Here is a 23,716-nt window from a genome sequence, read left to right as displayed (position 1 = left end):
TACGGGCTTTCAGGCTACCTGAAAAATATTCTAAGCGCGTTTTAATTTGTCCACCCACAAATCCGCTGCTTGCGCCAATTGCTGATAAGTTAATTGAAACATTTCATCGCTTTGTCTATATGGGTCAGCAATTTCACGGCGACCTTGCGGCAACCATTGCCCAAACAACATGGTTTTGCTACGCGCTGACGGTGAAATTTGACTAACAGCATCAATATGCCCTTGTTCCATAACTAAAATCAAATCGTATTGCGCCGCCAATTCACTGGTCAATTGTTGTGCCACATGAGTGGACAAATCCACACCATGTTGTTGTGCAACTTGGCTGGCTTGTGCGTCTGCTGGGTCCCCCACCAACGCCCCTACACCCGCCGATGCAATGGTATGATTAGGTAACTTTTGTTTCAATAACGCCTCACCAGTTGGTGAGCGGCAAATATTCCCCACACAAACCACCAAAATTTTATTAAACATCATGTTAATTTCTCCACTTTTCAGGCTGCCTGAAAAATATTATTCATATTATTCAATTAGAAAAACGCATTTTTCACAGTAGAAATACTGCTGACACTAGGCATAATTTGCGACAAAACGCGATTCCAACGTGTTACAGGTGCTGCGGTAACATAAACCACATCATTTGGTTTCAATTTAAACTGCGTACCCAAAGCATAAGCCGTTGCATCTTTTAAATTTAATTGATAAACATAAATATCTTTACCATTCACATCACGTGGTGTGTTGCGAATCACAAACACGCCAGTTGCATTACTAAAACTTTGACTAATGCCTTCAGATTTTGCCAAAGCTTCTGTCAAATTCAAACCATTATTGTCAATGGTAATCACATTTTGCTTACCCACTTCACCCATCACGTAAACCTGCACATCAGCGCGAGACGGCACATAAATCGCATCACCATTACCCAACAATTGATTTTGCGCTGCATCACCGCGTTGCAACAAATCTTGTAGTGAAATCGTGATGTCGCGACCATTACGCGTCCATTTGATGTTATTGGTGTCGGCAGCTTCGGTCAAACCACCAGCCAAACTGATGGCATCTAATAAAGTCAAAGGCACATCATTCAATGGGAACTTGCCACTTTGTTTCACTGCACCATTAACCGAAATACTTTGGGCTCGATATTGCAAAATACTGACATCTAATTGTGGATTTTTATAATAACGCGCCAAACGTTGCGTAATTATTTGTTGAATTTCCGCCAAACTTTTGCCTCGTGCCTGCACTTTGCCTGCTAGTGGATAATAAATATTACCCGATTCATCAACCACTGTTCCTTGCCCATTATTTTGTCCAACTTGTTGATATGAATTAAAATCTGGCTGATTAAAAATTTTAATAGACAACACATCACCAACACCCAAACGGTAGCGATAATTACGCTTTTGAGCTTCCAATGCAGGATTACTGCGTGCATAACTTTCGGGTTCGCGCATTTGTTGCACCAACGATAAATTAATTGGGTAAATCACAGCACGTTGATTTAATTCAGCTTGAGACATCTCGGGGGTACTGTTGTCGGCATACACTACCTGTTTGTTTTTCATGTCCAAACTACTGCCTGGCACAAACGAAATATTCCCATTATTCGCACACGCAGACAGCAGCAAACTGCTTAATAATAAAGTAAATTTCAGGTTCATAATGTCAATAGAATAATTTATGATGTGTGGCAATTTTACCATTTAATTCAATTATTCGGGATTATTTTCTCTTTATCAGGCTGCCTGAAAAAATATTTCTTGAAATTTGAATTCAATTTCTATTTTAAATCATATAATTAAATACTAAAACAATTATTTTTATTATTAACAACTTACCAACAAATTTGTTTAATTCGCATGAGTAACAAATCGTTGCCAAGTCCTAAATTGAAGCGCAATTCAAAAAGAAATCCATCCAAGATAGAGCTTTAAAAAAGCTTTAGATAACTTATATCATATTGTTTATAAATGAAATTATAAATTTTTATATTAATATCTAATATTTTTATTAATACAAAATAATCAATGAACCTTTAACTGCTAAAATAAACTCAAAATATACAATCTCAATTATTCTCCAAACCAAAATTCACAAAATTTGACAATAACCTGCGTTATAATGATTCGCTTATTTAATTTTATAGATAATAATATTATGTCTTTTCGTCAAATTATGAACGATTACGCCCAGCAACGATGGTTACGTTGGTATTTACCATCTGCCACGTTGCCTGCACATTCGGTGGATTGCCCCGAATGCGGTTTGCGCGTCCATCTGCCTAAGCTGCGACAAGGACAACAAGCACAATGCCCTCGCTGCGGACACACTTTAGTGCGAATTGAAAATTTGGCGTTTCAACTACCACTGGCATGTGCATTGGCAGCATTGATACTGGTTAGTTTGGTGTATAGCCAAACGTTTGCAGAAATAACCATCGGTGGCATTTACACGCGACTCACGCTGCCTGAAATGGTGAATTCACTGTTATTGCGTGATTTTAATTTTTTGAGTAGCATATTGTTTTTGCTTACATTTGGCACGCCTGTATTGTTTTTATTATTGACAATTTACGTGTACGCATCTTTGATTACAGACAAACCATTTCCTTACCAATTATACGCCACCCGCCTGCTGGCCCGTTTGAATCAATGGATAATGGTCGACGTGTTTTTTGTATCGGCTTTGGTGGCGGACATCAAAATGAGTTCAGTGGCACAAGTAAAATGGGGAGAAGCATTTTGGTTAATGCCAGTATTGGCGTTATTGCTGTTACGGACAACAACTGCCGTACCCATTCATTGGGTGTACCACCAAATTCATCGTAACGAAAACCGAGAATTATTTCAATCTGCTGATAAACAACATATTTGTTGCACACGCTGCCTGTATTTTCGCCCCAATACAGAACGCAATTGCCATATTTGCGGCTCACAATTATTTGATAGAAGACCGCGTAGTTTATGGATTTCATTTTGTTTTTTGTTGGCGGCGATGTTGCTGTACATTCCAGCCAACACCTTGCCTATTATGATTTCCGCCGACCCCACTAGAAAAATGGTTAATACCATCATGAACGGAATCATTTATATGTGGCAAGACGGTGATTACATGATTGCGGCGATTATTTTCAGCGCAAGTGTACTGGTACCGAGTTTGAAAATTGTGTCTATGCTGATTTTATTATTTAGCGCAACAATTTATCCCTTAATGTCGGTGGAAAAATTATCGGTACAATATCGCTTAACAGAAGCCGTTGGGCGGTGGTCAATGGTTGATATTTTTGTGATTATCATTTTGATGACGGCGTTTCATACACATATTGCGCGAGTAACGCCTGGTCCTGCTGCATTTTATTTTTGTATGGTGGTCATTTTAACCATGTTGTCGGCATATTTTTTTGATATGCGTTTAATTTGGGATTGGAAAACCAAATCATCTCAATCATAAAATCATATTAATAAAATAATTAAACCAATTATTAATCATTTATTTTCAGGCAGCCTGAAAAACGCTCACATATCATTTACATTACTTTTATTTTATTTTCTTATGAATAAACCCGAAGAACCCCATCATCTCGCCAAAGTACGCCAAACCAATGCATTGATTTCCACCGTTTGGATTATTCCCGTGCTGGCTGCCATTATTGGTATATGGTTGTTAATACAGAACTATCGCGAAAAAGGTCCTGAAATCACCCTGCTGTTGGACAACGCCGAAGGCATTGAAGTCAATACCACAGCCGTGCGCATATTAAGCGTGGATGTGGGACGCATTACCAAAGTTCGTCTGCGCCAAGACCAAAAAGGCGTGGCACTGACTGCCCGACTCAACAAAGACGTCGAAGATTTGATGCGCGAAGACACACAATTTTGGATTGTCAAACCACGCATTGACCAAAACGGCATCACTGGTTTGAACACTTTGGTATCGGGTTCGTACATCGCGTTTTCCCCTGGTAAAAGCGAAGTGGAAAAATCCACGTTTGAAGTGTCGGATTTACCTCCTGTTACCGCGATTGGACAAAATGGGATTCGCGTGTATTTGTCGGGCAAAAACACCAAAATGCTGAGTGTTGGTAGCCCTGTTTTATTTGAAAATCATACAGTTGGCACAGTAGAAAGCGCGAAATTTGACCCCAAAACCCAAATGGTTAATTATTCCATTTTCATTCAAAGTCCTAATGAAAGTCTGATTACATCAGCCAGTTTATTTTGGCTGGATAGTGGCGTGAGTATTCGTACTGATGGCTCAGGCATCAGCGTCAATGCGCCGCCTTTACCAGCGTTGTTGTCGGGTGCAATTTCATTTTTCACACCCAAATTCATTGATAATCAAACACCTGTTACCAATGGCGACCAGTTCAAAATCTACAACGACCGCCGCGAATTAGAAAGCCAGCCCAGTCCACGAACGTTGTATTATGTGGCATTTTTCAATCAATCGGTGCGCGGTTTGGAAATTGGTGCACCAATTGAATACAAAGGCATCAAAATAGGCACAGTCGCTGATGTCCCCTATTTTGATGGTTCAGATGGATTTAACCTATTGAAAAATGGAAAAATTCCTGTTCGCTTGCGCTTAGAACCATATTTACTGGAAACCAATAATCGCCGTGAATTGCACCAATCCAAAGAATATTGGGAAAATGAAATTCAGGCTGCCTTAAATCGTGGACTGACCGCATCAATTGTTAGCAACAACATGATTTTAGGCAGTAAAATGATTGAATTATCAGATGAAAAATCCGACTTACCTATCCTGAAACCTGTGAATGAATACCACGGACACACCGTCATCGCTTCACGCAGTGGCAGCAGCTTGGAAGATTTACAAGCACAAGTTGGCAAATTATTGGAAAAATTCAATGCGTTACCACTGGAAAAAACCATAGGCAGCCTAAATGCCGATTTAGCCGAATTAAAAAACACGCTCAAATCCGCCCAAACCATGCTCGCCAGCACCCAGCAAACCATGCAAAACGTTAATCAAGCCGTCATAACAGGCGACAAAACCCTAAAATCCGCCAATAATGCCATGAATTCAGTCAATAAATTAATCAACAACCCAAGCATTCAACAAATGCCTACAGAATTGAATCAGACTTTGCGTGATTTGCGTGAAACACTCAAAGGGGTGTCGCCACAATCACCTGTGTATCAAGAAGTGCAAACCACATTGCAAAGTATTGACCGTACTTTGAAAGACGTGAAGCCCGTCATTAAAACCTTGAAAGAAAAACCCAATTCATTAATTTTTAATCATAATATTCAAGACCCTAATCCCAAAGGGCAATAATCAGGCAGCCTGAAAGACTTTTTTATGTGGAAAACGGTGGGAATCCCTGCATTTTGTGTGGGTGTGGTGGCGATGTTTTTTGTGCCAGCATTTGTCTCTGCATGGACAATAACTGCGGTTGTGCTGCTGTTAAGTGGTGCGACGTATGGAGTTTGGCGTGGGCAAAAAACGGCGATATTGCTGTGTGCATTGGCGGCGACAGGAACGGGCATGAGTTATGCCTATGTACGGACGCAACACGCTTTGGCACAACAGTGGACATTTCCTGCGCAATCTCAATCACTTGACATCATCATCACAGGATTACCCGAACGCATCAACGACCAACAAACTCGTTTTATTGCGCAAGCACAAACCGCTAATGGAAAAAAATTTCGCTTACTATTTAATGACTATGTGCCACGTGATTGGCAAGTAGGCGAACATTGGCGCATCAAAGCACGTGTGCGTGCGCCAATTGGCACGCGCAACATAGTTGGGTTTGACCGCGAAGCGTGGGCATTGGCAAATGGTGTGGACGGTTTGGCTTCAGTTGGCAAAACACGTTTCAGGCTGCCTGAAAATTCATTCGCTGGATTCAACGGTATTCGCGCTAAAATTGTCAAAAATTGGCAAATTACATCAAATATTTACCCACAAGGTTCAGCATTAATGAAAGCCCTATCGGTGGGTGATGATAGCGGTTTGTCGCATGAAGCGTGGGCGGCATTTCGTCCACTGGGTCTGAATCACTTGATTAGCATTTCGGGTTTACACATCACGTTAATTGCACTGCTAGCAGCATGGTTAAGTAAAAAAATCATGTGGTTATATACACCACGTCGTCCGCGTGTGGTCATGTTGCTGGTGGGGTGGTTGGCGGCTGTCATTTACACGGGTTTGGCGGGATTTGAGATTCCTGCGCTGCGTAGCTTGTTGATGTTAAGCGTTTTTGTGTGGAGTTGGATTCGGCGAACACAACAATCCAGTTGGCAAATTTGGTGGGCAGCATTAGCGGTGGTATTACTGTATCAGCCGATGGCGGTATTGGCGGTGGGATTTTGGTTGTCATTTGGTTTGGTGGCGGCGTTGTTGTGGGCATTAAGTTTCAGGCTGCCTAAATTGGGCAAACGCGGTTTTTGGTTGCATCGGTACCTTGTTTTAAAACAGGCAATTACTGGGCAATGGGCAGCAACTTTAATCGGTGGGGTGGCGACCATTTTTTTATTTGGTTTGTTGCCTGTGTTCAGCCCATTGGTGAATGCACTGGCCATTCCATTTTTTTCATGGATACTGACGCCATTGGCATTATTAGCATCGTTTTTACCATTTGATTTCCCAAAAATTATAGCGGCATGGCTAGGTGAACACACGATTAATATTTTGATTAATTTGGGAAATAGTCTGCCTGAAACCGCATTTACTCACACGCCAGCGACATTATTTGGATTGGCAATTGTGGCGGCTCTCATTATTTTATTACCGAATGGTTTGCGCCTGAAACCGCTTGCTTGGGTATTACTGGGAGCATTTGCGTTGTACCAACCACCGCCGTTTTCAGGCAGCCTGAAAGCCACTGTTTGGGACGTTGGTCAAGGATTATCTATTCTTATTCAAACGCCTACACAAAATATTTTGTACGATACAGGCACACCAGCTGCCGACCTTGCCCTACTCCCAAACCTACGCGCTACCAACGTGCGCCAATTGGATACAGTGATTTTGTCGCATCACGACAACGACCACGATGGCGGTTTTGAAGAATTAAAAAAATCAATTAAAATCAAAAAATTATATGCAGGTCAACCCGAATTTTATCCCAACGCCCTACCCTGCCACGCTGACACACACTGGACAATAGACAACGTGCAATTTGAATTTTTCAGGCTGCCTGAAAATTTACAAACCAATATAAAAGACAATGACTTAAGTTGTGTACTGCGCGTATCCACCCAAAATCAAGCCCTACTGCTCACAGGCGACATCAGCAAAACAATCGAAGCACAACTAATTGAAGAATATGGAGAAAAACTAAACAGCAACATTCTGATTTTGGCACACCATGGCAGTAAATCCAGCAATAGTAGCCCATTTTTACGCACCGTTGCACCACAAACGGCAGTTGCCAGCAGTGGTTTTGCCAATTCATACCGCCACCCAAGTGCCGATGTACAAAAATTATTGGCGGCCTTAAACATTCAATTATTACGTACCGATTTACAAGGTGGAATAGAGTTTTATTTTACTAAACAAGGAATTACATACAAACTACTCGCCCAAAATAAATATTGGTGGCAACGTAAACCGTTTTAATCTGCTAAAATCCACGCTCCAAAAATTCACATTTAAAAACTTAAAATGACCACTTATAACGAACAATTGCAACAAAAAACCAACTACTTAACCGAAAAATTGCGCCCATTTCACGCGCCTAAACTCCAAGTTTTTCCATCTGCCGAACAACATTACCGCCAACGCGCCGAATTTCGTATCTGGCACGAAGGCGATGCCATGAGCTACGCGATGTTTCAGGCAGGACAAAAAGCCAGCAGCGCATCATTAATTAAATTAGACAATTTTCCGACTGCCGCCCACAGCATCAATGATTTAATGCCTAAATTGATGCACGCCATTTCAGACTGCCCTGTATTGCGTGAGCGGTGGTATCAGGTTGAATTTTTAGCGACTTTAAGCGTAGACAGCAAAATACTGGTTACGCTGATTTACCATAAACGTTTGGACGATGCTTGGGAAGCCGCCGCCCGACAATTACAAAATGATTTAAATATTTGGATAATTGGGCGAAGTCGTGGGCAAAAGATTGTTTTAACACAAGATTTTGTAACCGAAAAATTAACAGTTCATGGACGCGAATTCCAATATCGCCAATTGGAAGGCGGTTTTACGCAACCAAACGCACAAATTTGTGAAAAAATGTTAGCGTGGGCGTGTAATGCAGCTGGAAATTCAAAACAGTTTGATTTATTAGAACTTTATTGTGGAAATGGCAATTTCACGTTGCCACTGTCGCAACATTTTCGCCGCGTATTGGCGACCGAAATCTCCAAAACATCAGTAGCCGCCGCGCAATGGAATATTTCTGCCAATCAAATCAATAATATTCAAATCGCCCGATTATCCGCCGAAGAATTGACCGAAGCCTTTTCAGGTAGCCGTGCTTTTCAGCGTTTGACTACACAGGGCATAGATTTACAACATTATGATTTTTCAACTATTTTTATTGATCCACCCCGCGCTGGCGTGGACGATGAAACGCTGAAACTGGTGGCAAAATTTGAACACATTATTTATGTGTCATGTAATCCCGAAACATTGTGTGAAAATTTGCAGTACTTAACACAAATGCATAAAATTCAAGAAGTTGCATTATTTGACCAATTTCCATTTACGCACCACATTGAAACAGGTGTTTTGTTAATTAAGAAATAATAAAAACAAATCAAGGCAGCCTGAAACGCTTGTAAAACCCCTATTTTCAATAAAACTAGAAATTAAAATTTAAATATATCAAACAGATAAAATTTTAAATTTCTTAGTTTTGAAAGTTTTACAAAGGCTTCAGGCAGCCTTGATTGCTATGATTTTATACGTTAAATAAGAAATGAATCACGTCCCCATCTTGTACAACGTATTCTTTGCCTTCGGCACGCATTTTGCCTGCTTCTTTGGCTTTGCTTTCGCCACCTAACGCAATAAAATCATTATAAGCAATCACTTGCGCACGGATAAAGCCACGTTCAAAATCGGTGTGAATCACGCCAGCCGCTTGCGGTGCGGTATCGCCTTTGTGAATTGTCCACGCGCGAACTTCCTTTACACCAGCCGTAAAATACGTTTGCAGCCCCAACAAATCATAGCCAGCACGAATTAAACGATTCAACCCAAGTTCTTGTAAACCCATTTCTGCTAAAAATTCTGCTTTTTCGTCATCGTCCAATTCGGCGATTTCACTTTCCATTGCAGCACACACCGCCACCACAGGCGCATTTTCGCGTGCCGCCAATTCTTTCAAACGGTCATAATGTGGATTGTTTTCAAAACCATCTTCTGCCACATTCGCCACATACATAGCAGGTTTCGCCGTCAATAAAAACAATGGCTTAAGCAACGCCAAATCGTCTGAATCCAAACCAAAAGCACGAACAGGTTTACCTTCATTCAAATGTGGCAACAGTTTTTCCAAAATCACGACCAATTTTTGCGCATCTTTATCACCTGCTTTGGCACGTTTACTCTCACGCAAAATGGCTTTTTCCACGCTCGCCAAATCCGCCAACGCCAATTCTGTGCCAATCGTTTCAATATCAGCAATCGGATCCACGCGCCCTGCTACGTGAATAATATTATCATCATCAAAACAACGTACTACATTCACAATGGCATCGGTTTCACGGATATTCGCCAAAAATTGATTGCCCAAACCTTCGCCCTTGCTCGCGCCCGCCACCAGACCAGCAATATCCACAAACTCCACAATTGCAGGCTGCATTTTTTGCGGATTGACGATTTTCGCCAATTCGTCCATGCGCGGATCGGGTACTTCCACGATACCGACATTCGGCTCAATCGTGCAAAACGGATAATTTGCCGCTTCAATACCTGATTTAGTTAAAGCATTGAAAAGTGTAGATTTTCCCACATTAGGTAAACCCACAATGCCACATTTTAAACTCATAATTTTGCTTTCATTTACAAAAATTCAAAGGCGCGATTTTAACACAAAGGCAGCCTGAAAGGACTGAACGTCCAGCGAATAAAATTCACAAAGTTATGTTTTTTTAAATTCAACAGGATAGGTCCATAATATCCAACTTGTACACGTGGTACATCAGGGCATTAGCCAAACCGTATTAATTTGAATTTAAATAACTATATTTTTTCATCAACCCAAATGATGATTATTCAGCAAAAGATAGCCTGAAAATGCTAGAATCCCATTCGCTGTTTTCATCATAGGATAATCATCATGTACCCCCAACCCGACTTTGAACGCAAAATTATTTCCCCAAATCAATTAACTGACTTTATTCAGCAATTACCACGACCTTTGGTGTTTACCAATGGCTGCTTTGACATCATTCATCGCGGACACGTCAGCTATTTAGCGCAAGCGCGCGCTTTGGGTGCGAGTCTTATTTTAGCTTTAAATACAGATGCTTCTGTGAAACGCCAAGGCAAGGGGAATGACCGTCCCATCAATTCATTGGAAAATCGGGCAGCAGTGTGCGCAGCGTTGCAAAGTATTGATTTGGTTACATGGTTTGATGAAGACACGCCATTTAATTTAATTGAATTCATTCAACCTGATATTTTGGCTAAAGGCGGTGACTGGCAGCCTGAAAACATTGTCGGTGCAAAAGAAACACTGGCGCGTGGTGGACAAGTTCACAGTATTCCCTTTTTACATCAAACATCTACTACGAAAACATTAACCAAAATTCGTCAATTGGGTTAAAACTTTTTCAGGCAGCCTAAAATTTTTTACGCTTCATTTTTACTATTTTTTCATTTCGCGAGATTCATTTGATGAAATTCACATTTTGGCAAAACTGGCGCTTATCCTCTAGCAAACTGATTTTGAGTTTGGTAATTTATTTCACGCTAATCTTGAACTACCCATTTATCAAGAAAGTTTTTCAAAGTTATCAAACAATTGGTACATTTCACGATTATTTTATTTATACCGTTCCTTTCGTTTTGATGGCGGCGTGTTATGTGATTTTTTCGCTGCTATTGTTACCTGTGGTACACAAAATCATCATGCCGCTTATCATCGTCATCAGTGCAGCGATTAGTTATAATACCTTATTTTTTAACGTGTATTTTAATCGTGATATGCTGGACAACGTGCTACAAACCACACTCCCCGAAACGGCACGAATGATGAGTGTATCCTATATTACGTGGCTGCTGATGTTGGGCGTATTGCCTGCACTGGCGTACATCCTGACGCGTGTGCAATACCGTATTTGGTGGCGTGAAATTTTACAGCGCTTGACTGGAATTGCAGTGGCATTATTGGTTGTAGTGGGAGTGGCGGCGGTATTTTATCAGGATTACGCATCTTTTTTCCGCAAACACAATAACTTCAAACACATCATTTTACCCAGCAATTTTATTGATGCAGGAATCAGTAAAATCAAACGATTACGTATGGCTAATATACCGTATCAAGCTTTAGGCAAAGATGCGAAACTCGCACCGACTGATGGCAAACGTCATGTTACCGTTATCGTGGTGGGCGAAACCACTCGCGCCCAAAACTGGGGATTGAACGGTTACACACATCAAACCACACCCAAATTAGCCGAACGCATTCAAAAAGGTAACCATTTGATTAATTTCCCCAAAGTACAAAGTTGTGGCACAGCAACGGCACTTTCTGTACCGTGTATGTTTTCCAGTTTCACACGTGATAATTACAACGAAACCTACGCAAAACGTCAAGATAATCTGTTAGATACGCTCAAAGCAGCTGACGTAACCGTGCAATGGGTGGAAAATAACAGCGATTGTAAAGGTGTTTGTCAAAATATTCCCACAACCAATGTTATTGAATTGAATTTACCGCAATATTGTACCAAAGGTGAATGCTTAGATAATATTATGCTGCCTGAAATGGATAAGGCATTGAAACAAGATAGCCAAAATTTGGTTTTGGTACTGCACACCATTGGCAGCCATGGACCAACTTATTTTGAACGCTACACGCCAGCCGAACGGTTATTCACACCCACTTGCGACACTGAAGAAATCAATCGTTGCAGCAACGAACAATTAACCAATACCTACGACAACAGTATTGTTTATTTAGACCAATTTTTAGACAAAGTCATTGGCAAATTGGAGGCGCATTCAGATTGGCAAAGCGCGTTATATTATGTATCAGATCATGGCGAAAGTTTGGGAGAAGATGGCGTGTATTTGCACGGTACACCTTACGCGATTGCCCCCAAAGAGCAAACGTCTGTTCCGATGATAATGTGGTTTTCGTCAGCATGGGCGCAGCAACAGCCGTATGATTTGGCATGTGTGAAACGTGTCGCCAATCAACCTTATTCACATGATAATTTATTTCACACGGTATTGAGCATGGCACACATTCAATTAAATACCGTGAAACAATATGACGCGAAATTAGATATTTTGGCATCTTGTATGAAATCAAAGTGAGATGAGAATTTTTTCTAAAAATCAGCTTTTGGCTGTATTTTCATTTATTTACATCATCATGTATAATAAAAAAATACCAGCCAAAACAGGCTATTTTGCAATTTAGACTGTTTATTTAAAATTCGTTTTTTAGATGCCTCCAAAAACTACTCAATTTAATTAAATACAAAAAAACAGCCGTTTTCAGGCTGTTTTCTTAATTTGGTGCCGGCGGCAGGAATCGAACTCGCGACCCCCTGATTACAAGTCAGGTGCTCTACCAACTGAGCTACACCGGCTGAACAAGTCGCTATTATGCCAACTCACTCTCAAATTGACAAGCACAAAATCAACATTAATTTACAATATTTTCATTTCAAAGTAAATTTAATTTTCAGGCTGCCTGAATTAATGATATTTGTACATGTGATGTTGCTGAAAAATTAAATTTGCGTCGCTTGAACGGCAGTCAAAGCAATCGTGTACACAATGTCTTCCATCAACGCACCACGCGATAAATCATTCACAGGTTTACGCAAACCCTGCAACATCGGGCCAATACTCAATACGTTCGCATTGCGTTGCACGGCTTTGTAAGTGCAATTACCAGTCGTCAAGCTCGGGAACACAAACACTGTCGCTTTGCCTGCCACTGGGCTATTCGGTGCTTTGGATTTAGCAACGCTTTCGGTTACCGCCGCATCGTATTGCAATGGACCATCAATCAGCAAATCTGGGCGTTTTTCACGAACCAATTTAGTCGCTTCAATCACCAAATCCACATCTGGACCATTGCCTGAATCAATAGTTGAATACGAAATCATCGCCACGCGCGGCTCAATGCCAAACGCTTTTGCGCTATTGGCAGATTGAATGGCAATTTCTGCCAATTGTTCGGCAGTTGGATTCGGGTTAACCGCGCAATCACCATACACCACCACTTGTCCTGGTAACAACATAAAGAAAATACTGGACACAATGCTTGCATCGGGTACGGTTTTAATTAATTGAAATGCTGGGCGAATCGTATTGGCAGTCGTATGCACTGCACCTGACACCAAGCCATCTACATCATTTTGTGCCATCATCATGGTGCCAAGCACAACAGTATCTTGCAATTGTTTACGCGCTTCATCGGCAGTCATGCCTTTGGATTTACGCAATTCACACATTGGCGCAACGTATTTTTCCACCAAAGTGGCTGGGTCAATGATTTCCAAACTTTCAGGCAGCGTCAATTGATATTCTTTGGCAACTGCTTCCACTTCAGCGCGTGGCGCAAGCAACACACAACGTGCAATTTGTTTTTCATGGCAAATCACCGCAGCGCGAACCGTGCGCGGTTCAGAACCTTCAGGCAACACAATGCGTTTGTTGGCATTTCGGGCGGTTTCAATCATTTTGGCGCGAAATTGAGCAGGCGACACGCGGTCAGTCGCAAAATCTGCCAATTTAGCAATCGCCGCAGTATTCACATCATCAGCCGTACCCAAAGCTGGCAAATCATTTGCCAATGCAGCCGCTTCATTGCCCATCACACCAGCAAAATACACGGTTTTCCCCGCAAATGACTGTTTTGCCAACGCCAAACGTTTATCTGCACCCGTTTCATTGGCAACCGCAAACACGATTTGCGCGTTGAATGAAGTGGCTAATTCAACATTGTATGCAGACAAAAACAAATTCTCTTCATCGGGTTGAATGCCTTGAATAACCACATTTTTTTTGCCTAATTGATTCACTTTTTCAATCAACAAATCAAACCAATCGTCATTTTTACCCACTGAAATCAAATCAATGGCACGGTCTTTGTCCGCCATTGGATTAAAAACAATGGAGTCTGGTAACGCAGATGCCAATGCTTTAGCAGCGACGGTTACATTGGAATGAGCGCAAGTAGGTAAAACCAAGAAATAAGCCATAATCAATACCTTACAAATAATAACAATAAAATAAATTCGTTTGCCAATGTACAGACAAACTCATCAAATGATACGCCTGTTTACGTGCTTAATAAAGTTTTCAGGCTGCCTGAAAAATAGACAGCCTGAAAATAAAAGAAATTACGCGACTTCTACCACAACTGGCAACACCCGTTCTTGACGGCGCAACAGGGTAATTAAATCCACCAAACGCTGTTTCATTTCGCGGCGGTCAATGATTTGGTCAATAGCACCTTTTTCCAATAGAAATTCAGCGCGTTGAAAACCTTCAGGCAGCGTTTCGCGAACGGTTTGCTCAATCACGCGAGGACCTGCAAAACCAATCAACGCGTTAGGTTCAGCCACCACAATGTCGCCCAAAAACGCAAAACTCGCCGACACGCCGCCCATGGTTGGGTCAGTTAAAACCGAAATAAATGGCAAACCTTTTTCCGTGAGTAAATGCAAAGCGGCGCTGGTTTTTGTCATTTGCATCAGTGAGTTCAATCCTTCTTGCATACGTGCACCACCCGAAGCCGCCACGCAAATAAACGCGCAATTGTCTTCCACAGCACGGCGCACGCCTTGCACAAAACGCTCGCCTACCACCGAACCCATTGAGCCACCGATGAAGCGAAATTCAAATGCAGCCACCACCACAGGCAGCCCATTCATTTGACCTTTCATCACAACAATTGCATCATCTTCGCCTGTGGTTTTGCGGGCAGCGGACAAGCGGTCGGGATATTTTTTGCTGTCTTTAAATTTCAAAATATCAGTGGGTTTGATATTTTCGCCGATTTCCACACGATTGCTGGAGTCAAGCAATAAATCCAAGCGTTCACGCGCTGTGATGGCATTATGATGCTGACATTTGGGACAAACGTGGGCGTTTTGGATTAATTCGGTAGTGTACAAAGTTGCGCAACAAGATGGGCATTTACTCCACAAACCTTCAGGTACGGCAGATTGCGAACTGGGTTCACGTTTAATTTTGGGTGGGAGAATTTTGTCTAACCAGCTCATAGAGTTATCCTAAAATTGAAATTATCAAAATATGGTTTGTATGATTTTTCAGGCAGCCTGAAATAGTATTTTCACACTAAATTAAATTTTCTGAATTATAACAAGAAAAAGCTGCCTGAAAACGATTTCATACATTTTCAAGCAGCCTTATTTTACAGTGAAATAAACGCAATGTTACAGCGTTTTCCACATTTTCATATACTATTTATTTAACCATATCAAACAATTACACTGCCATATTTTCTGCTTCACTTGCCAAAAAACCGCGCAATTTTTGCATGGCTTTCGCTTCAATTTGGCGAATTCGCTCGGCGGAAACGCCATACTCTGCCGCCAAATCATGCAAAGTCAAACCGCCATCATCAGCCAACCAACGTGTTTCTACAATACGGCGACTGCGCTCATCTAATTGCGCCAACGCATTTTGTAAGCCTTCGGTTTGTAAAGCGTAGTGAGCTTGTTTGGCAATTTGTTGGCTGGGTTCACTGTCATTATCTGCCAACCAATCAATTGGCGCGAAACTGTCCTCGTTGTCATCATCGCTTTCGGCAAGCAGAGCAACATCATTGCCCGTCATACGTTGTTCCATTTCCATGACTTCAGTAAGTTTCACGCCCAAATCATCGGCGATTTCTTGTGCTTCTTTAGGCGAAAGCGCGTTCAGACTTTTACGCATACTGCGCAAATTAAAGAACAATTTACGTTGTGGTTTGGTAGTGGCGATGCGAACCAAACGCCAGTTACGCAAAATAAATTCGTGAATTTCGGCTTTAATCCAATGCACCGCAAACGAAAATAAACGCGCACCATGCACAGGTTCAAAACGTTTAACCGCCTTCATCAAGCCAATATTACCCTCTTGAATCAAATCTGCTTGGTTCAAACCATAGCCATCGTAGCCACGCGCAATGGAAACCACCACACGCAAATGCGATAAAATCAATTGTTTAGCGGCTTCAATATCGCCACGCAACTGCCGTTCGGCCAGTTTGGTTTCTTCTTCCAAACTCAACATGGGAATGGCATTCACGGTATGAATATACTGCTCCAAGCTACCGTGTCCACTCGGAATAGGTAATGCAAAAGCGTTTGTCATGTGAAATTCCCTTCTTGTGGTTATATTTACCATGCTGCATTTTAGCACTTTAACTGTGAAATAGCTTGTCTATTCGGTAAATTTGTGCATAACCACTTGAATAATATTAATTATATGATTTATATGAAATAATTATTCGCAGACTGCCTGAAACATAATTTTCAGTCCAACTTATTGATATTATTATTTTTCACGCAATTCGCGGCGCAAAATTTTGCCCACATTCGATTTGGGTAATTCGTCTCGGAATTCAATTTCGCGCGGTACTTTGTAAGCGGTCAGTTGGGTACGACAATATTCAATCAGTTCCTCTTTGGTAAGAGACGCATCTTTTTTGACGACAAATAATTTTAATGCTTCGCCTGTTTTATCACTTTTGATGCCAACACACGCAACCTCTTGAACTTTAGGGTGATGTGCCACCACATCTTCAATTTCATTTGGATAAACATTGAAACCCGACACGATAATCAAATCTTTTTTTCTGTCCACAATTTTCAGCCAACCTTTTTCGTCCATACTCGCAATATCGCCAGTTTCCAGCCAGCCTTCTGCGTCCATAACTTTGGCGGTTTCATCGGGACGATTCCAGTAGCCAGCCATCACTTGCGGACCACGAATCCATAATTCACCCACTTCACCAATGGCAACCAATCCACCTTTACCATCACGCAACTGTACTTCCGTGCTGGGCAAGGGCAAACCAACGCCACCAATATTTTTTTTGATATTCAATGGATTAACACAAACACCAGGACTTGCTTCAGTCAAACCATAGGCCTCAACAATAGGTAAACCTGTGACTTGCTGCCACTTTTGCGCGATGGCTTCTTGTGTGGCTGTACCGCCACCCAAAGTTAATTTCCAAGTACTAAAATCAATGTCTTTGAATGCAGATTTGTTTAATAACCCATTGAACAACGTATTCAAACCAATAAACACAGTAATGGGGTATTTTTTCATTTCTTGAATAAAACCATCTAAATCGCGTGGATTGGTAATGAGAATACTGTGTCCACCAGCATGGAAAAACAACAACAAATTTACAGTTAAAGCAAAAATATGATACAAAGGCAACGCAGCGATAACCACTTCTTTTCCGAAAATCAATTGGTTACTTATCCATGCACCAGCTTGTAAGGCGTTGGCGCAAATATTACCATGAGTGAGCATTGCACCTTTGGCAACACCAGTCGTACCGCCTGTGTATTGCAGAAAAGCCAAATCATCTTGCTGCAATGCAATGGGGCTCAACGATTGTTTTGCGCCTTGCGCTAATGCGTCTTTGAAACGAATAGCGTGAGAAATTTGGTAATTTGGGACAGCTTTTTTAACATTTCGCACCACAAAATTCATCAGGCTGCCTGAAAACATACCAAATAAATCACCAATACTTGCCACAACGACATTGACGTTTTTCTTTTCCAAATTGGGTAAAACCAATTCCAATGTGTTCGCAAAATTTTCCAATACAACAATCGTACTGGCACCACTATCATTGAGTTGGTGTTCTAATTCACGTGGTGTATACAAAGGATTGGTGTTCACAACAACCAAACCTGCTTTGAGGATGCCAAAAGTAGCAATCGGATATTGCAAAATATTCGGCATCATAATAGCAACGCGCTCGCCTTTGGGTAATTTAAGTGTGTTTTGCAAAAATGATGCAAATTGGTCTGATAGTTTGCCAACTTCTTGGTAAGTTAAGTGATTGGAGAAAGGAGCAACTGTATTACTAAAAGCAATTTGATGGCTATATTGTTGAACACTTTGATTAATCATGTCCACAATTGATGAATAGCGTGTGGTATCAATTTCAGCTGCTACGCCATTTTGGTAGCTTTTAAGCCAAATTTTTTCCATAATAAATGGTCTCCGACTGGTTCTTATTATTGCATTTTAAATGGGGAATTATAACAAACTATTATTAAATCCTTTGTTTGAATCACACACATTTATTATAAAAATAAGTAAATGATTATTTATCTCCCAATTAAATTGTCAATAAATTTTATTTACGTTTTTTATTTTTCTTACGCTTCGGTTTGATATTTTGACGCTTATTTTCGGATTGCCTGACAATATCATCTTCGGCATTGTGTGGTGGCGCAATTGGACGCCACATTTGTTTGCTGGCATCTAGCGTGTCTGGTGCAGTAAAGATGATTTTATTGCTATCAGGCATGACCGCACTTGCCTGTGCCTGTTGCACTTTTTCGGGGTCAACAACAAACGAATTAACCGATTTACGTTGCACCATTTCGGGCTGCGCCATAGGTATTGGTATGGTTTCAATTGGTTTTTCAACTGGTTGCTCAATTTTATCGTCTTTGGATTTTTGATGTGTAGCTATTTTGTCTTGAGTTAATGGGTCAATTGGCGATTCATTTTTTGGCGCATTTTTTTCAGGCTGCCTATTACTTTTGCCAAACGTATTTTTATCAATTGATTGATTATTCGGATTAATAGTTGGCAAAATAGGCGTTAATTTGGTACGCGGACGATAACTCATCAACACACCAGCCACTGCCAGCATCGCGTAAAATAAATACCACGAACTCCCCAAACGCATATACGGCGTTTCGCCAGTCATACCATGTACCTTACCCTCCAAAATTGCCGTAGTATTGGGTTTGGTGTACTCCACAACTTTACCATTTGGCGCAATAATGGCACTTGCACCATTATTTTGAGCGCGAATCAAATAACGCCCCATTTCCAATGCGCGAGTTTGCGATTGTTGCAATTGTTGCCACATGGCATTGGAATTGCCGTACCAAGCCATATTGCTAGCATTGGCAAGCAAAGTGGATTTTTTCGCAGATTCAATTAATTCATCACCAAAACCATCTTCATAACAAATATTCATGGCAACTTTTTCACCTGCCATATCAAAAGGTTCTTGTCCAATGCCGCCGCGTTTAAAATCCGAAAGTGGCATATTCATTTGTTTGTACAACGGCTCAGTTAATTGCGGAATGGGCTTGAACTCACCAAACGGAACCAAGTGATTTTTGGCATAAACTTGCAATTTTTCAGGCTGCATCGGATTGAAATTTGCCAAATTAATCATGGCATTCAATTGTCCTTTGTTGTCTTCGGTAAACGCAGGAATGCCCACCGCTAATGCACTGCCATTTTCTTTGGCTTTTTCGGCAAATCGGTCAATGATTTTTTTGTCAATATGTTGTAAATATTGTGGAAATGCGGTTTCAGGCAGCACGACAATTTCCGCTTTGGTTTTGCTGACTAAATCAAAATATCGGCGATAAGTGGGCAATAATTGCTCATCATCAAATTTCAAATGTTGTGGAATATTGCCTTGCAGCAACGCCACACGTACTTCCTTAGGCTGCTGATAAGTATATGAAATAGTACGTAAAATTTGTGCCTGATACGTCAAACCAGCAATTGCCAAAACGAAAATCACGCGTTGCCACCAAAAACGGTTACGTACCACCAACACCAACCAACAACTCAATGCAGCCGTTGCCAGCGTAACCAAATGAATCCCACCAATCGGCGCAAATGCCGCCAATGGACTGTATTCAGAAATTTGACTGTAACCCAATGCCCCCCAGCCAAAACCTGTAAAAACGCGTTCGCGTCCAAATTCAGTAATCGTCCACAACAACGGTAGCATCACACCCAATGCCAATGGACGTGGCAAATGATGCTTTTCGTATAACCAAAACGCAATGGCTGGAAACAACGCCAAAAATGCAGGCAGCAAAAAAGTAAGCGGAATCGCGTAAATATTGGGTAAACCCGATACAGTATGTAATGCGGTGTGAATCCACCAAAATTGGCTCGTGTATGCCACCAAACCAAACCAATATGCCGTAGAAATCCGCGAATTAGGACGCAATTCCGTCAAAATAATCAAACCTGCAAATAAAAACGGCATCAGAAAATGATAATAATAAGGTGCAAATGCGTAAGGTGTCGCCAGTGCCAACGAAGTCAGCACCAAATAATAGCGAAACGGTTTGCGTAGAAAATGTTCAAGTGTGGGAATTGCCATAGTTGTGTGTGTGTTTTCAGGCTGCCTGAATCAAGCGAATCAGACAAATATTAACTTGCGTAAAATCTCTAATTGTATAACAACTTGGCGGTTTTGTTAATTTTTTTTAATCACTTGAAGGCTGCCTGAAAGATTTAGACAGCCTACAAATATCATGCTTTTGGCAAAGTAACGCCCGTTTGTCCCATGTATTTGCCGTTGCGATCTTTGTATGATGTTTCGCAAACTTCATCACTTTCAAAGAATAAAACCTGCGCCACGCCTTCGCCCGCATAAATTTTGGCAGGCAGCGGTGTAGTGTTGGAAAATTCCAACGTAACATACCCTTCCCATTCTGGTTCAAATGGGGTTACGTTCACAATGATGCCACAACGCGCGTAAGTAGATTTCCCTAAGCACACCGTTAACACATTGCGCGGAATGCGAAAATATTCCACCGTCCGCGCCAAAGCAAACGAATTAGGCGGAATAATGCAACAATCATCTTCCACTGTTACAAAATTTTTGGGGTCAAAATTTTTCGGGTCAACAATGGTGCTGTTTATGTTGGTAAAAATTTTGAATTCATGGGCGCAACGAATATCGTAGCCGTAGCTTGATGTGCCATACGAAATGATTTTTTGCCCATTGACTTCTTTGACTTGATTCGGCTCAAATGGTTCAATCATGCTGTACCGCTCTACCATTTGGCGAATCCACTTGTCGGATTTAATACTCATAAAATATCCTTAAGTAATGAAATAAATGATTTTTCAGGCAGCCTGAAAGCTCAATTCAAAGCGCAATAATAATTCCGCCATATCACGCGGTAAAATCGCCAATGCCTGTTCACGTAGATCTTGTGGAATACCGTAAAATGCTTCTGCGACTGACCCCGTAATTGCGGCCATTGTGTCCGAATCGCCCCCCAACGACACCGCTAAACGAATTGCATGTTCAAAATCGACGCTCTCCAAAAACGCCACTATTGCTTGTGGTACAGTGCCTTGGCAACTTTCATCAAATTGATAATGGGGACGAATTTCATCACAAGTCATATTCAAATCATAACCAAATTGCTCGGTAATTTGCTCGCGAATAAAGGCTTTATCTTTACCCATTCGCGCCCAAAAAATAGCAGCAGCAACCGCTTGTGCCCCCTTGATGCCTTCAGGGTGATTGTGGGTAATTTCAGCAGATTTTTTTGCATATTCCAACGTCTCTTCTAGCGTGCGAAAAGCCCAACCCACTGCCGACACGCGCATTGCCGAGCCATTACCCCAACTACCATATGGCTCTGGATTATCGTCATCTAACCAACAACCAAAGCGAAAGCCATACGCACCGACTGGATTGGGATAACGATTCCCCCACATCCGCATGATTTCCACCAAATCATCACCACAACCACTCAATACCCACTCTGCTACCGCCACGCTACACACCGTGTCATCTGTAAAATCACTTGATTTATCAAATAAATCAAATTTCGTATTCCGATTATTCGCAAATTCAAATCGTGAACCTACAATATCACCAATCGTTACGCCTAACATAATAATTGTACTCCTTCAATTGAATAATATAACAGACACCTCAAAAACTATTTTGCCAACTTCATGTCTCTGGCAATGCCTTGATGAAACGTAAAATTAAACAAATAATTACCGTCTTGATATACCTTAAATTTGCCATGCGCCATGCCGCGCGAAAAATGTCCAACCAGCACCATATTTTTCAATTTATCGCTGTTCATGCCAAACGGCGTGATTAAAATACCGTGCTGATTTGGCACAATATATTGACCTTGTCCCTCAAACTCGCCACGCACAAAATCACCTGTATAAATGCGTCCATCAGGGCAAGTCAAAACGCCCTTACCATGCGGTTTGTTTTGCACCACATCGCCTTGATACGCGCAACCTTGATGATTCAATTGTTGCGCCCAAGCCGATGCAATATAAAAATTAATTAATAAAAACAAATATTTTTTCACTTTCAGGCAGCCTGTTCCTCAAAACCCACCACTTCCAAACCAAAACCCGTCAAACCATTCATACTGGATGGTTTACCCAATACACGCATTTTGCTGACTTTTAAGCCTGCTAAAATTTGTGCGCCAATGCCATAAGTTTTCCTGTCCCATTTTTTGATTTGGAAACTGTTTTTGGGCAACGTGCGCTCCAACAACGCGCTGCCATCCTCAGTGCGGTGCAACAAAATAATCACACCTGCTTCCGCCGCCTGAATCCGCATCAACGCAGCTGGCAAATCCCAAGAATGATTCGGGTCAAATTGAATAAAATCCATCGCGCTAAATGGTTCGTGAACGCGTACCAGCGTTTCACTGGCATTTTCAGGCTGCCCTTTAACCAACGCCAAATGCGTATCACCATTTAATTTATCAACATAAACATGCTGTTGAAACTCACCCCAAGGCGTATGAACAGTGGTATCGCCCATTTCTTCCAGCAAACTTTCATTGCGGCTACGGTATTCAATCAAATCAGCGATTGTGCCAATTTTTAAACCGTGTTCTTCGGCGAATGCCACCAAATCGGGCATACGCGCCATTGTGCCATCGTCTTTGAGCACTTCACAAATCACGCCCGCACCTGATAATCCAGCCATTTTTGCTAAATCCACAGCAGCTTCGGTGTGTCCTGCACGTACCAATACGCCACCCTTTTGGGCGCGAAGTGGGAAAATGTGTCCAGGTTGCACAATATCTTCAGGTTGGACATTTTGAGAAACGGCGGTTTGAATGGTGTGAGCGCGGTCGGCGGCAGAGATGCCCGTACTGATGCCCTGTGCAGCTTCAATGGAAACGGTAAAATTAGTACCATATTGTGCGCCATTTTTTTGAGTCATCATGGGTAAACCTAAGCGGTCAATTAATTTATCTTCCATTGGCAAACACACCAAGCCACGCGCATATTTAATCATAAAATTAATGGCTTCAGGTGTAACAAATTGTGCAGCCATAACAATATCGCCTTCATTTTCGCGGTCTTCAGCATCGGTAATGATGACCATTTTGCCAGCTTTGATGTCGGCTAAAATTTCGGGGATAGGAAAGATGGACATGATGAAACTCCGAGTTGTGAAAATAAGCGGTATTTTACGCTTTTTCTGCATAAGGTGCGCAGACTTTCAGCCAGAAACCTTTGTAAAGCAAATTAAAAAAGCTGAAACACATTACATTTCAGC

18 protein-coding genes, 1 tRNA gene and 1 pseudogene are annotated in these 23,716 nt (G+C 41.6%); 7 read left to right on the top strand and 13 right to left on the bottom strand.

The window, feature by feature from the left end; genetic code table 11:
- Positions 1-30: 30 nt before the first annotated feature.
- Positions 31-474, bottom strand: coding sequence for a low molecular weight protein-tyrosine-phosphatase (locus BWP33_RS06830; RefSeq protein WP_040629222.1), 444 nt, complete (start codon positions 472-474; stop codon positions 31-33).
- A 56-nt stretch (positions 475-530) separates the two neighbouring features.
- Positions 531-1,667 carry a polysaccharide export protein gene (locus BWP33_RS06825; protein ID WP_002642522.1) on the bottom strand — a complete coding sequence of 379 codons (1,137 nt, stop codon included), beginning with the start codon at positions 1,665-1,667 and terminating at the stop codon, positions 531-533.
- A 496-nt stretch (positions 1,668-2,163) separates the two neighbouring features.
- On the opposite strand from BWP33_RS06825, the gene BWP33_RS06820 reads away from it, so the two are divergent.
- The 4 genes from BWP33_RS06820 (at position 2,164) to trmA (ending at position 8,736) form a co-directional block, all read left to right on the top strand.
- Positions 2,164-3,456: a paraquat-inducible protein A gene (locus BWP33_RS06820; protein WP_224451206.1), complete on the top strand. Its 1,293-nt coding sequence runs from the start codon at positions 2,164-2,166 to the stop codon at positions 3,454-3,456.
- A gap of 102 nt (positions 3,457-3,558) precedes the next feature.
- Complete coding sequence (locus tag BWP33_RS06815; protein WP_002642524.1) at positions 3,559-5,307, top strand: PqiB family protein; 1,749 nt, start codon at positions 3,559-3,561, stop codon at positions 5,305-5,307.
- Positions 5,308-5,331: 24 nt separating this feature from the next.
- On the top strand, positions 5,332-7,599 hold the full coding sequence (locus BWP33_RS06810; protein WP_002642525.1) for a DNA internalization-related competence protein ComEC/Rec2: 2,268 nt from the start codon (positions 5,332-5,334) through the stop codon (positions 7,597-7,599).
- A 45-nt stretch (positions 7,600-7,644) separates the two neighbouring features.
- The gene (trmA, locus tag BWP33_RS06805; protein ID WP_002642526.1) at positions 7,645-8,736 is read left to right on the top strand and encodes a tRNA (uridine(54)-C5)-methyltransferase TrmA; all 1,092 of its coding nucleotides are present in this window, start codon (positions 7,645-7,647) and stop codon (positions 8,734-8,736) included.
- Positions 8,737-8,890: 154 nt separating this feature from the next.
- Here trmA and ychF read toward each other — a convergent pair whose 3' ends face one another.
- Positions 8,891-9,982 (bottom strand): redox-regulated ATPase YchF, encoded by a 1,092-nt coding sequence (gene ychF, locus BWP33_RS06800; protein WP_002642527.1) that lies wholly within the window; start codon positions 9,980-9,982, stop codon positions 8,891-8,893.
- 291 nt (positions 9,983-10,273) lie between these two features.
- Between ychF and rfaE2 the strand changes: the two genes are divergently transcribed.
- Both rfaE2 and BWP33_RS06790 read left to right on the top strand, forming a co-directional pair.
- A complete protein-coding gene (gene rfaE2 / locus BWP33_RS06795) occupies positions 10,274-10,762 on the top strand; it encodes a D-glycero-beta-D-manno-heptose 1-phosphate adenylyltransferase (RefSeq protein ID WP_002642528.1) in 489 nt (162 codons plus the stop codon).
- Positions 10,763-10,833: 71 nt separating this feature from the next.
- Positions 10,834-12,480, top strand: coding sequence for a phosphoethanolamine transferase (locus tag BWP33_RS06790; RefSeq protein ID WP_002642529.1), 1,647 nt, complete (start codon positions 10,834-10,836; stop codon positions 12,478-12,480).
- 202 nt (positions 12,481-12,682) lie between these two features.
- Here BWP33_RS06790 and BWP33_RS06785 read toward each other — a convergent pair.
- Positions 12,683-12,758: transfer RNA gene (locus tag BWP33_RS06785), tRNA-Thr, on the bottom strand.
- Between the two features lie 16 nt (positions 12,759-12,774).
- Here BWP33_RS06785 and BWP33_RS13160 point away from each other — a divergent pair.
- Positions 12,775-12,906: a hypothetical protein gene (locus tag BWP33_RS13160; protein WP_280522803.1), complete on the top strand. Its 132-nt coding sequence runs from the start codon at positions 12,775-12,777 to the stop codon at positions 12,904-12,906.
- Here the strand turns inward: BWP33_RS13160 and pta are convergent.
- The 9 genes and pseudogenes from pta to ribBA all read right to left on the bottom strand — a co-directional run bounded on the left by pta (position 12,903) and on the right by ribBA (position 23,593).
- The gene (gene pta / locus BWP33_RS06780; protein ID WP_002642530.1) at positions 12,903-14,381 is read right to left on the bottom strand and encodes a phosphate acetyltransferase; all 1,479 of its coding nucleotides are present in this window, start codon (positions 14,379-14,381) and stop codon (positions 12,903-12,905) included. The two genes, BWP33_RS13160 and pta, sit on opposite strands and share 4 nt — an antisense overlap.
- Before the next feature lie 141 nt (positions 14,382-14,522).
- Positions 14,523-15,407 carry an acetyl-CoA carboxylase, carboxyltransferase subunit beta gene (gene accD, locus BWP33_RS06775; protein ID WP_002642531.1) on the bottom strand — a complete coding sequence of 295 codons (885 nt, stop codon included), beginning with the start codon at positions 15,405-15,407 and terminating at the stop codon, positions 14,523-14,525.
- A gap of 226 nt (positions 15,408-15,633) precedes the next feature.
- Positions 15,634-16,503: an RNA polymerase sigma factor RpoH gene (rpoH, locus tag BWP33_RS06770; RefSeq protein WP_002642532.1), complete on the bottom strand. Its 870-nt coding sequence runs from the start codon at positions 16,501-16,503 to the stop codon at positions 15,634-15,636.
- 183 nt (positions 16,504-16,686) lie between these two features.
- Positions 16,687-18,366, bottom strand: coding sequence for an AMP-binding protein (locus tag BWP33_RS06765; RefSeq protein ID WP_002642533.1), 1,680 nt, complete (start codon positions 18,364-18,366; stop codon positions 16,687-16,689).
- Positions 18,367-18,997: 631 nt separating this feature from the next.
- Positions 18,998-20,527, bottom strand: a pseudogene (lnt, locus tag BWP33_RS06760) (apolipoprotein N-acyltransferase); the annotation flags it as partial.
- Positions 20,528-20,679: 152 nt separating this feature from the next.
- A complete protein-coding gene (dcd, locus tag BWP33_RS06755) occupies positions 20,680-21,246 on the bottom strand; it encodes a dCTP deaminase (RefSeq protein WP_002642535.1) in 567 nt (188 codons plus the stop codon).
- Positions 21,247-21,279: 33 nt separating this feature from the next.
- The gene (locus BWP33_RS06750; RefSeq protein ID WP_002642536.1) at positions 21,280-22,062 is read right to left on the bottom strand and encodes an ADP-ribosylglycohydrolase family protein; all 783 of its coding nucleotides are present in this window, start codon (positions 22,060-22,062) and stop codon (positions 21,280-21,282) included.
- Between the two features lie 47 nt (positions 22,063-22,109).
- Positions 22,110-22,502, bottom strand: coding sequence for an MORN repeat-containing protein (locus BWP33_RS06745; RefSeq protein WP_002642537.1), 393 nt, complete (start codon positions 22,500-22,502; stop codon positions 22,110-22,112).
- Between the two features lie 2 nt (positions 22,503-22,504).
- A complete protein-coding gene (ribBA, locus tag BWP33_RS06740) occupies positions 22,505-23,593 on the bottom strand; it encodes a bifunctional 3,4-dihydroxy-2-butanone-4-phosphate synthase/GTP cyclohydrolase II (RefSeq protein ID WP_002642538.1) in 1,089 nt (362 codons plus the stop codon).
- Positions 23,594-23,716 lie beyond the last annotated feature (123 nt).

The sequence above is a fragment of the Simonsiella muelleri ATCC 29453 genome, from assembly GCF_002951835.1.
In the GTDB taxonomy this organism is placed as follows: domain Bacteria; phylum Pseudomonadota; class Gammaproteobacteria; order Burkholderiales; family Neisseriaceae; genus Simonsiella; species Simonsiella muelleri.
The sequence above is the reverse complement of the archived record's forward strand: the minus strand, read 5'-3'. Positions and strand labels throughout refer to the sequence as shown.

Bases quoted from the DNA above. Each gene is read 5' to 3' on its own strand.
- BWP33_RS06830 (WP_040629222.1), bottom strand. From the start codon at position 474: ATGTTTAATAAAATTTTGGTGGTTTGTGTGGGGAATATTTGCCGCTCA.
- BWP33_RS06825 (WP_002642522.1), bottom strand. From the start codon at position 1,667: ATGAACCTGAAATTTACTTTATTATTAAGCAGTTTGCTGCTGTCTGCG.
- BWP33_RS06820 (WP_224451206.1), top strand. From the start codon at position 2,164: ATGTCTTTTCGTCAAATTATGAACGATTACGCCCAGCAACGATGGTTA.
- BWP33_RS06815 (WP_002642524.1), top strand. From the start codon at position 3,559: ATGAATAAACCCGAAGAACCCCATCATCTCGCCAAAGTACGCCAAACC.
- BWP33_RS06810 (WP_002642525.1), top strand. From the start codon at position 5,332: ATGTGGAAAACGGTGGGAATCCCTGCATTTTGTGTGGGTGTGGTGGCG.
- trmA (WP_002642526.1), top strand. From the start codon at position 7,645: ATGACCACTTATAACGAACAATTGCAACAAAAAACCAACTACTTAACC.
- ychF (WP_002642527.1), bottom strand. From the start codon at position 9,982: ATGAGTTTAAAATGTGGCATTGTGGGTTTACCTAATGTGGGAAAATCT.
- rfaE2 (WP_002642528.1), top strand. From the start codon at position 10,274: ATGTACCCCCAACCCGACTTTGAACGCAAAATTATTTCCCCAAATCAA.
- BWP33_RS06790 (WP_002642529.1), top strand. From the start codon at position 10,834: ATGAAATTCACATTTTGGCAAAACTGGCGCTTATCCTCTAGCAAACTG.
- BWP33_RS13160 (WP_280522803.1), top strand. From the start codon at position 12,775: ATGCCAACTCACTCTCAAATTGACAAGCACAAAATCAACATTAATTTA.
- pta (WP_002642530.1), bottom strand. From the start codon at position 14,381: ATGGCTTATTTCTTGGTTTTACCTACTTGCGCTCATTCCAATGTAACC.
- accD (WP_002642531.1), bottom strand. From the start codon at position 15,407: ATGAGCTGGTTAGACAAAATTCTCCCACCCAAAATTAAACGTGAACCC.
- rpoH (WP_002642532.1), bottom strand. From the start codon at position 16,503: ATGACAAACGCTTTTGCATTACCTATTCCGAGTGGACACGGTAGCTTG.
- BWP33_RS06765 (WP_002642533.1), bottom strand. From the start codon at position 18,366: ATGGAAAAAATTTGGCTTAAAAGCTACCAAAATGGCGTAGCAGCTGAA.
- dcd (WP_002642535.1), bottom strand. From the start codon at position 21,246: ATGAGTATTAAATCCGACAAGTGGATTCGCCAAATGGTAGAGCGGTAC.
- BWP33_RS06750 (WP_002642536.1), bottom strand. From the start codon at position 22,062: ATGTTAGGCGTAACGATTGGTGATATTGTAGGTTCACGATTTGAATTT.
- ribBA (WP_002642538.1), bottom strand. From the start codon at position 23,593: ATGTCCATCTTTCCTATCCCCGAAATTTTAGCCGACATCAAAGCTGGC.